Here is a 9,878-nt window from a genome sequence, read left to right on the forward strand (position 1 = left end):
AGCCATCAGCAATTCACTGTTCAATGATTTCAACTTGTTGTTCACCAGCAACACCTCCTTCTGGGCCAGTCTCAATGCCCGCACCTGCCTCCAGATGAGGAGCACGCTGATGATGAGGATCACGGAAAGTATGCTGACGGCTATCAGGAGCATCCGCTGCCTGGCCTGCTGTTTCTCCCTGTCCTCCTGGTAAGCCTTATCGATGATCGGCAGGATCCTGGAAGCCTGGATATTCCGGAGCCTCGCATTGTAAAAATTGGCGTCGTCGAGGCTCTTCTTGATGTATTTGTCGGCACGCCTGATATCCCCCTCTTCAAATAAGATAATGGAGAGGGTGCGCAATGAAATATTTTCCCGGATGGCGGACTTAATATCGGCCATGGCGGAAATGATCAGGTATTCCTTTTCTTTCTGCCTGTCTTGTTTCACTTTATAAAGGAAGGATAAGATGGAAGCAACGCCTGCCCTTTCTTCCGAATGGTCTTTCACCTTCGTGAAATAGTCATTGAGAAGGGCCGCAGCACTGTCTAACTGCTTCTTTTCTATCAGATGGAACCCCTTCCGGATCGCATACTCATAAGTGGAAGGCTGCAACAGATGCAGGAGGCTGTCCTGGTATCTTTCCTTCTCCTTCAACAGATCCCCGGTCTCATAGCCATTCTGGTATTCGAGCCAATAGATATATGCATCGATATAGGTTGCATAGAATGAAGCGCGTTGAGGGTTGGTCAATTCCTCCCTCCTGATCCGGTTCAGCCTGTTAATGGTATTGATGAACATACCGGCACGGGCTTCGCAGCGGGCCAGATGAATGCTGCTTTCGTTGATCCAGCTGATATTCTTCAGTTCAGTGGCCAGCGCCAGTGCCTTCCCGGAATTGACAATAGCGGAATCACAGATATAGGTTTCATATTCTCTGCTGATCTTCTGATAGACACTGTACAGGTCCTGCCTGGTTAAATGTGGAGTGTTGAGTTGGTCCTTGAGTTGCTGCAGGGTCTTTTCTTTCTGAACGGCATATTCATTATCATTAATGATCACGGCATCAAGTTCATTCAACAGGCCCTGGATCCCTGCCCCGTTCTGAGCGTAAGAAAATAATGGGAAAATGAAAAACAGCAATAAAACAAATCTCATCAGGCTACAACTGTTGGTAATGATTGGATACAGACAGTAAAACTAAGGATTTTGGTGTATGGATAGGGAGCAGAAGAAAACAATCCCTAAAGACGGGGCCAGGGGAAAATAAAAAAGACGGACCGGATGATCCCTATCGCCAGTAACACCCATCCATGGTTCATGGCGCTTACATCAAACAGCGGAACTTTCGTTCCGTCTCTCAGGGTGCGTTTACCCCTGAACAGCACAGCTCCCAGCGGCACACCCACGAAGGGGAAAAAAATGGCGGCGAGATAGGCCAGCACCAGCCAGCTGCCTTCAATGCGGGACGGCTGATACAGGTCTTCCGCAGAAAATACATTGCCTACAGGAATGGCCTCCAGGGCCACATTGCGTTGCCGTAGTAATTTCTTAGCCAGGGCCTGATCGAAATAATTCCATTCATCAGGCCTGCGCACTACCTCTGCCAGTTCCTCATTGGTGAACTGATACAGGTAGTAGTCGGACCGTACAAATTCCACCTGTCTTTCCATTTCATGCTTCATCAGTTCATTCACTTTTTTAAAATCAGACTGCATCACCTTTACCAGGTAACGTGGATCCGTATCCTCTCCCACATAGAGCCCATCGAGCGGAGCACCCACCCGTTCTGCATCAAATGGAATTCCATTTTTCTGCAGCAGGGCAGCAAACGCTTCGGCCTCTTCGTTCGTATAGAATTTCGAGTAAGTGAGAAACTCAGACATAGGGTGTGTAATTGTACTCCAATTTACGGTATCCTGCCCGTTTTTGCAATGTTAAAAAGCTTCTGACCAATGTAATGACCATCTTAATATTTTGTAATGAATCTGGTTATTTTCCCCTTATTTTGCCGCGTCCATTAGAAGAAAGATGCCAAAAACCGCTATCATCATAGGCGCCGGTCCTGCCGGACTCACCGCTGCATACGAATTGCTTGAGCGAACGGATATCATTCCCGTGGTGCTGGAAAAGTCCGGCGACCTCGGAGGGATAGCTAAAACGGTCAATTACAAAGGCAATCGTATCGATCTCGGCGGACATCGCTTCTTTTCAAAATCAGACAGGGTGATGAACTGGTGGCTGAGCTTCATGCCACTGGAAGAAACAGCTGACAGCAATATCACCATCCGCTACCAGCAGCAGGAACGTTCACTCAGCACCGGAAAAACTGCGAGCCCCAGGGATGCGGACCAAGTAATGCTGGTGCGCAGCCGCCTTTCGCGGATCTATTTCCTCCGGAAATTTTTCAGCTACCCCATACAATTGTCTTTTCAGACCCTGAACAACCTCGGTCTGAAACGGACCATCTCTATCATGTTCTCTTACCTGCGCGCGCGCATCGCACCGCGTAAAGAAGAAAAAAGCCTGGAGGATTTCCTGGTGAACCGTTTCGGTTTCCAGCTCTATGAACTATTCTTCCGCGATTACACGGAGAAGGTCTGGGGCGTTCCCTGCAGTAAGATCTCTGCGGAATGGGGCGCCCAGCGGATCAAGAAGATCTCGCTCAGCAAAGTGCTGGCGCATGCTCTCCTGCCGGGTAAAAAGAATGGAGATATCGCGCAGAAGGGTACGGAAACAAGTCTCATCGAACGCTTTCTTTATCCCAAATTCGGGCCCGGACAACTCTGGGAAGCAGTAGCCAGGGATATCGAAGAAAGAGGAGGTAAGATATTGATGCACCAGGATGTTCAGCAACTAACGCAGACCAATAACCGAATCACTTCCGTTACTTCCACTGATAAGCGCACAGGCAAAACACAGACCTTTGAAGGAGAATATTTCTTTTCCACCATGCCTGTACAGGAGCTCATTGCAGGACTGTCCGGAGAAATACCAGGAGCAGTGCGGGAAGTGGCAGCCGGGCTGCAGTACCGCGATTTCATCACTGTAGGCATCCTGCTGAAGGAGTTGAACACAGTGGATAGCACCGGCAAAGCCAGGGCCCTCGATCTGAAAGACAACTGGATCTATATCCAGGAAAGCGATGTGAAAGTAGGAAGGCTGCAACTCTTTCATAACTGGAGCCCTTACATGGTGAAAGATCCTTCACACCGCTGGGTGGGAATGGAATATTTCTGCAACGAGACCGATGATTTCTGGAAAATGCCCGATGATGCCATCCGAGATCAGGCCATCAGAGAACTGACCACCATCGGGCTTGCCCGTAAAGAAGATGTACTGGATGCCGTAGTACTGCGCATGGAAAAGACCTACCCTGCTTATTTCGGCACCTACAACCGGTTTGACCTGGTAAGGGATTTCACGGACCAGATCCCTAATTTATTTCTCATCGGCCGTAACGGCATGCACAAGTATAATAATTCAGATCACTCCATGCTCACAGCCATGGTGGCCGTGGATAATATTGTGGATGGCTTGACGGATAAATCAAATCTCTGGCAGATCAATACGGAGCAGGAGTATCATGAGGAGAAGGCGGAATAAGATATCGCTTATTCAAAACGGCCAGTAGCTCCGTTGCCGGCACCTGCCTGAACCCACCCTGAGTATCACCAACCACCAGCGTACCATAGTTTTCAGCAGTTTCAATCACCAGCCTGTAAACAGCTTTGCTGATACAGGTGATCATTTTTTTCGAATACTCATCACCGTAAGGAAGCGCATCATCCTTCACCATGTTTTGCGCACGGATAGTATTCCAGACATCCGGATTCATCAGGTCCATAGAGACTGTGGCCACTCTCACCGGGTACACATACATATTGTTCACCAACTCCCAGTGATGACAGAGGTCCCTGTACAAATGAAAGAGGTTGTAAATACCACGCTCATACCTTCTCCTGATCACTTCTTCCGGAATATTATGACCACCTTTCATTACCCTGTCAGCCACTCTCGCGATGGCCATCTCCGGAGATCGCAGCCAGAAGAAAACCAGTTTCACTATGTACCCTTTAGCTCTTGCCCTTTTAATAAGCGGCACAAAACTTCGGGTAGCCAGGGTTGTTTCAATGGAAAGATCAGCGCCCGTTTCCATCAACTGATTTACCCGGTTCAGCATAATCCTTCCGGCTTCAATAGCTACGTTTTCAGGTTCTGAAGGGCAGAGCTCCGCGGCGATGAGATCCGCATTCACATACTCTTTACAATTCCATAATTCAGGCAAAATAGTCTTGCTTGCAGTGGTCTTTCCGGCACCATTGCAACCAGCAATAACATACAGATTCGGCATTTGATAATGATTTCGGTGAACAATTGATTGAATTCATCATCAGGCTCAGGTTCAATTGTCAGTTCCGGATTACCATCCTGCCTTAACCGAAGATCAGTGTATTCACCTGGTCTATCTCATCCTGTGAAATGGTATGTCCCATTCCCTTATAAATCCTGTCTGTAACTTTCGCATTCATTTTGCGGAGGATGGCTGCAGATGCCAGCACGCGGCTTGCCGGTACATGTGGATCAGGATCGCTGCTGCCTATAAAGATAGGGGTGTCTTTAAAATCTCCACCATAATTGGTCATATCGATCTGTTCCCCGATCAGGCCGCCTGTGAACGCAATTACACCAGCATACCGGTTGGCAAACCTGGCAGAATATTCAAGCGTGAGACAGGCTCCCTGGGAAAATCCCATCAGGTAAATTTTATCATGACTGATGCCCGCATTCACCACATCCTTCACCACTTCATCCAGTGTTTGGATGGCAGAGCTCAGCCAGGGCTCATTCTCTGTAACGGGCGCCATGAAAGAATATGGGTACCATGTATGATTGGTTGCCTGCGGCGCCAGCAGTGCAAAATCCTGCACAGGAAAATAAGCTGATAAAGAAAGTATGTCTTCTGCACTTGCTCCGCGGCCGTGCAGGAAGATCATTGCCTTAGTTGCTTCGGACAATGGTTTGCCTGCAGCCACCACTTGTTTTGTATGCATAAATTATTTGTATTGATCTATGTGAAGAGTTACGGGTGGTAATTCCTGTTCCAGCCTGCTGCGGCGGCTCTCATACTGGGCAGGCAGTTTCAGCAGTTCGCCAAGATGCGCCAGGTCTTCATCCACATCAAAGCCCGGACCGGAAGTAGCCACCTCAAACAGCACACCGCCCGGCTCACGGAAATAGATACTCGTAAAATAGTTCCTGTCGAGGATCGGTGTAGGATTGAAAGAACCTTCCAGCAGTTTCTTCTGCATGGTGGTCTGAGACTCCTTATCCGTTGTGGCAAAAGCCAGGTGATGCACGGTACCGCTGCCACCCAGGCCACGCAGGCTATCCGGCGTGCAGAGGATATCCACGTAATTGCCCGGGGAATCATTGGCCGCAAAACGGAAGCGGTTGCCTTTTTCAGCGATCAGCTGGTGATCCATCTGACCGGTCAGCAGGCCGGCCGTACGCTCGTATCCTTCCTGCCAGATCTCCACATTGTAAAAACCTTTGATGGCATGTTCCAATGGGATCTGTCCGTATGAATAACCGAATCTTTTGTCATGATCATTGAATACCAGTTCCAGCCCCAGTCCGTCAGCATCTTCAAAATAAATGACCACCTCGGTACCGAAGCGCTCCTCAGCGGGTTTATACTTTACATTGAATTTCCTGAACCGCTCTTCCCAGTAACCGATGGAAGCCGATGGAACGGAGAAAGTGGTGGTATTGAGCATCCCTTTACCATGGCGGCCTCTGACCAGTCCGGTATATGGAAAGAAGGTGAGGATACTGCCGGGATTGCCCGCTTCATCACCATAATACAGATGGTAAACATCTGGTGCGTCAAAATTGACTGTTTTTTTTACAAGGCGCAAACCCAGTACGCCGGTATAAAAATCCACGTTCTTCTGGGTGTCGGCCGCAATTGCCGTCACGTGATGAATACCTGTGATCAGTTGTGCCATCTTACAGTATTTGAGGTGGTTAAAGATACCTTCTTTTTTGCAGCAAATAATTTCTGTACCTTTTGCAGATAAATCCAAACCGTTTTCTATGAACGCGTTCACCAGTCAGCCCCGCGAACTCAGGGTCATCGACGACTGCATACCTATAGAACCCGAAGCACCTCTGCAAAACATTGCGCTCACCTTCTCGGGAGGAGGCTTTCGGGCAGCCAGTTTTTCACTGGGAGTGCTCTCCTATCTGCATCGCATACCCTACAACAACAGTTCCCTGCTTCAAAAAGTTCGTTTCATCACCAGCACCTCGGGGGGATCCATCACCAATGCCGGTTATGTATGCAGTTTATACACGGACCCGGAACATGATTTCAACCGGTTTTACCAGCAACTCCGCGGGGAAATGGAAGGGGAACGGCTCCTGCAGGAAGCTTTCGGTATCCTGCGCAACAAAAAGGCCTGGACCGAAACCGGTGAGCTCTCCGATGAACAGGGTGGCACCACCGTTGTAAAAAAGAAACGTAACCTGATCAACGCGTTTGCCAAGGCCTATGATAACCTGCTGTTCAAACAGGTTACCCTTGGGCAGATCGCTGAGGCCCGCAGGAACAAAGTAAAACCGCACCTGGAGAAGGTTTGCTTCAACACCACCGAATTCAACAATGGGATCAATTTCTATTTCCAGGTAAACACCCATAAGCATCATGTACTCCGTAACGGAAATGGTTACCTGAAATTCAACAACAATGATACTGCAGGCCGGCTCAAACTCAGCGATGTGGTGGCCGCCTCCTCCTGCTTCCCCAGCGGCTTTGAGCCCATTCTCTACCCCAACGATTTTGTACATGAGAAGAACAGGGATGTGAATGCGCTTTTATCCGGACTGGAATACCAGCATAATAACCCTCTGAAGCTTGCTGACGTGCAGAACAAAGCATTTGCACTGATGGATGGAGGTATTTGTGATAATATGGGATTGCGTGCCGTACAGATGGAAGACAGCCGCCGCCTGAATGGGAAAGCAAGCGGTAAATCCAATGAGCACCATCCATTCGACCTGATCCTCTCCTGCGATGTGAGCAGTTATTTCAATGCTCCTTACCAGGAAAAAAAGGGAAACAGCAATATATTTTTTCAATTACTCACGGTACAGCGACTGATCAATGTATGCAAATATGCCAACCTGGTATTATTACTGAGCATTGCGGCCATTGTTCTGAACATCACTCCTATAGCGGGTTACCTGCTGCTGCTTCCGTCACTGGGTTTATCTGTGCTGTACTGGACCGGTTATTCAAAACTCCGCAAAGCCCGCAAGAAAAATAAAGGGACGATGGATATGGCATTCCGCTACCTGGATTATTTCCTGCGCCTTCCGTTGAACCGCCTGGTGCCGATGGTGAATGAAAGACTGAAGAGTTCCCTCATGCTGGTGAGCGATCTCTTTCTGAAACAGATCCGGAGAGGACAATATGAGCATTTGTTATCGAAGCCTGTAATGAAGAACCGCGCGTTGGTCTGCCTGATCTATGAGTTCAGTACTGCCCACCAGGTAAGGCGGTTGAAAAACCTGGAAGACGTTGACAGCGCCTGGTGGCAAAGCATGAAACCGGTGCTGATGCCATCGGACGCCATACAATCACTGGTAGATGAAGCCAGAACCATGGGCACTACGCTCTGGTTTGATGAAAGAGATAAGGGAAAGAAGGATAAAGTGATCGCGGCCGGGCAACTCACTGCCTGCTACAATCTGATCAAACATATCTGCCGCTTGGAGACCCTGCATGAGCGCTACAGGCAGGACCCGGTTTTGCAGGAACTGAAACAGGGGCTGCTGCGCGACTGGGAACGCTTTCAGCAAAACCCCTGCTTTATGATAGAGAACCTCACTGCATAGCAGACAGAACAGCATCGAGCTGCTGCACCATCTGCAAAGCGTTTTCCCGGGTAAATACCAGCGGTGGCTTTATTTTCAGCACATTGTGCAAAGGACCGTCGGTACTGAGCAGGAAGCCACGGGTTTTCATCTGCTGTATAATCTGATCAATCTCCGGCACGGCAGGCTCTTTGGTCTGCCTGTTACGCACCAGTTCCGCCCCCACAAAAAGACCATGTCCCCGCACGTCACCAATGATGGCATGTTTCTGCATCAGTTCTTTCAGCAACTGTAACAGGTAATCGCCGGTTTCCCTGGCATGCTGCTGCATCTCTTCCTGTTGGATAACCTGCAGCACTGTATTCCCTGTTACCATGGAAACAGGGTTTCCACCGAAAGTATTGAAATACTCCATCCCATTGTTGAAGGCATTGGCAATCTCTTCAGTGACCACAACTGCTGCCAGCGGATGACCATTACCGATAGGCTTTCCAAGCACTACTATATCCGGCTCTACATCCTGCAACTGAAAACCCCAGAACTGCTCTCCCACCCTACCGAAGCCCACCTGTACTTCATCCGCGATGCAAACGCCACCAGCGGCGCGCACATGCGCATAAACTGTTTTTAAATAATTGGCGGGAAGGGGGATCTGTCCGCCTACACCCAGCAAGGTCTCGCAGATAAAGGCCGCAGGAGCTTTTCTTTGTTCCTGCAATAAGCTAATGATGCGTTGTACATCCTCAGCATATTGTTCTCCGGGATTGGCATCACCATACCGGTATTCGCCCCGGTAGAGGTCGGGCGACAAAGCCTTATGCACCCAGGGTTCCTGCCCACTGCCACCCTTTCCATCGAATTTATAAGGACTGAGCTGAATAGCTACTGTTGATGTGCCGTGATAGGCATGATCCAATACAATCACATCCTGCTGCCGGGTATAATAACGGCTCATGCGGATAGCAAGATCATTTGCCTCACTTCCTGAATTCGTGAAATAACAGACACGAAGCTTAGAAGGCAGCGTTGCTGTGAGGCGCATGGCAAATTCTTCCAGGGCATCATGCAGATACCTTGTATTGGTATTCAGCGTAGCAATCTGCTTTTGCATGGCGCGCACCACCACAGGATGACAATGCCCCACATGACTTACATTGTTGACACAATCAACAAAAGTATTGCCTTTATCATCATAGAGATACTGAAGGGCACCCCTGATGATCTTAAGTGGTTGTTCGTAGCTGATGCTGAGATTGCGGCCAATATGTTTTTGTCTTTGTGCCAGCAATGTATTGTATTGATCAGTAATGCTGATCATACCTTCAAATCCACAGGCCTTCCGGAATACATCCTGCGCTTTTACAGGATTGAGCTGAATCAGATATTCCAGTAATTTCCAGGCAGCAGCCTCTGTAACGAAATGATGTTCATTTGTACTGCCCTGCTGTTTATTATAAGCAGATTCCGTTACGCTGATGCATAGCCTTGCTGCGATCAGGTAATAGAGCAGATCAACTTCCTGTTCAGTCAAAGGATATGATGCATGATAACTTTCCACCACTAATGCAGCGGCCTTCAATGGATCATCTGTATCAAACATCGCATAGGTACATGCAATGGCCAGGTTATTGATCAGCGCCGTATACACCATATCACCGAAATCAATCAGCCCGCTCAACGCAGCTTCCTTTACCAGAAGATTATGATCATTGGCATCATTGTGCACATAAGCATGGCGGAGGGAAGACAATAAAGGCTGAACCTCTGTTTCAAACTGCAAAATAAAATAACCTGCAATCCTGCGCCGGTGGTGATTTTCAATAAACTGAAGCTTTTTACCAGTATCGGCAGCCGTGCTTATATCCCAGGTATAACGGCGGTGCATTGCCGGGTGCGAGAATGATTGAAGTTGCTGATCCATTCTGCCCAGGAAACTGCCTAATGAATGGTACAACTGATCAGGGCGATATTGCAGGTCAGCCCAGAAATCCCCGTCGATAAAACTGAGCAGCCTGAGA

The 9,878-nt window shown here is 48.7% G+C and carries 8 protein-coding genes; 2 read left to right on the forward strand and 6 right to left on the reverse strand.

Features of this window, described 5'->3' with window-relative positions:
• The coding region (locus ACTHMC_RS21300) for a DUF6377 domain-containing protein (RefSeq protein ID WP_440416219.1) at window positions 1-1,137 on the reverse strand (1,137 nt) is incomplete at its 3' end.
• Between the two features lie 86 nt (window positions 1,138-1,223).
• Complete coding sequence (locus ACTHMC_RS21305) at window positions 1,224-1,865, reverse strand: hypothetical protein (protein WP_440416221.1); 642 nt, start codon at window positions 1,863-1,865, stop codon at window positions 1,224-1,226.
• Between the two features lie 145 nt (window positions 1,866-2,010).
• Here ACTHMC_RS21305 and ACTHMC_RS21310 point away from each other — a divergent pair, with 145 nt between their 5' ends.
• The gene (locus ACTHMC_RS21310) at window positions 2,011-3,585 is read left to right on the forward strand and encodes an NAD(P)/FAD-dependent oxidoreductase (RefSeq protein ID WP_440416223.1); all 1,575 of its coding nucleotides are present in this window, start codon (window positions 2,011-2,013) and stop codon (window positions 3,583-3,585) included.
• Here ACTHMC_RS21310 and ACTHMC_RS21315 read toward each other — a convergent pair.
• The 3 genes from ACTHMC_RS21315 to ACTHMC_RS21325 form a co-directional block, all read right to left on the reverse strand.
• On the reverse strand, window positions 3,545-4,333 hold the full coding sequence (locus ACTHMC_RS21315) for a zeta toxin family protein (RefSeq protein ID WP_440416225.1): 789 nt from the start codon (window positions 4,331-4,333) through the stop codon (window positions 3,545-3,547). The genes ACTHMC_RS21310 and ACTHMC_RS21315 overlap by 41 nt on opposite strands.
• Window positions 4,334-4,415: 82 nt before the next feature.
• On the reverse strand, window positions 4,416-5,033 hold the full coding sequence (locus ACTHMC_RS21320; RefSeq protein ID WP_440416227.1) for an alpha/beta hydrolase: 618 nt from the start codon (window positions 5,031-5,033) through the stop codon (window positions 4,416-4,418).
• 3 nt (window positions 5,034-5,036) lie between these two features.
• Window positions 5,037-5,990 carry a VOC family protein gene (locus ACTHMC_RS21325; RefSeq protein WP_440416228.1) on the reverse strand — a complete coding sequence of 318 codons (954 nt, stop codon included), beginning with the start codon at window positions 5,988-5,990 and terminating at the stop codon, window positions 5,037-5,039.
• Window positions 5,991-6,078: 88 nt separating this feature from the next.
• On the opposite strand from ACTHMC_RS21325, the gene ACTHMC_RS21330 reads away from it, so the two are divergent.
• Entirely contained in the window at window positions 6,079-7,881 is a 1,803-nt protein-coding gene (locus ACTHMC_RS21330; RefSeq protein WP_440416230.1) for a patatin-like phospholipase family protein, read from the forward strand.
• Here the strand turns inward: ACTHMC_RS21330 and ACTHMC_RS21335 are convergent.
• Window positions 7,871-9,878 (reverse strand): aminotransferase class III-fold pyridoxal phosphate-dependent enzyme (locus ACTHMC_RS21335; protein WP_440416232.1); only part of this gene is annotated, 2,008 nt, incomplete at its 5' end. The genes ACTHMC_RS21330 and ACTHMC_RS21335 overlap by 11 nt on opposite strands.

It is taken from the genome of Pseudobacter sp., from assembly GCF_051955275.1.
Classification (GTDB): Bacteria; Bacteroidota; Bacteroidia; order Chitinophagales; family Chitinophagaceae; genus Pseudobacter.

Coding starts and splice junctions, on each gene's coding strand:
- ACTHMC_RS21305 (WP_440416221.1), bottom strand. CDS start 1,865: ATGTCTGAGTTTCTCACTTACTCGAAATTCTATACGAACGAAGAGGCC.
- ACTHMC_RS21310 (WP_440416223.1), top strand. CDS start 2,011: ATGCCAAAAACCGCTATCATCATAGGCGCCGGTCCTGCCGGACTCACC.
- ACTHMC_RS21315 (WP_440416225.1), bottom strand. CDS start 4,333: ATGCCGAATCTGTATGTTATTGCTGGTTGCAATGGTGCCGGAAAGACC.
- ACTHMC_RS21320 (WP_440416227.1), bottom strand. CDS start 5,033: ATGCATACAAAACAAGTGGTGGCTGCAGGCAAACCATTGTCCGAAGCA.
- ACTHMC_RS21325 (WP_440416228.1), bottom strand. CDS start 5,990: ATGGCACAACTGATCACAGGTATTCATCACGTGACGGCAATTGCGGCC.
- ACTHMC_RS21330 (WP_440416230.1), top strand. CDS start 6,079: ATGAACGCGTTCACCAGTCAGCCCCGCGAACTCAGGGTCATCGACGAC.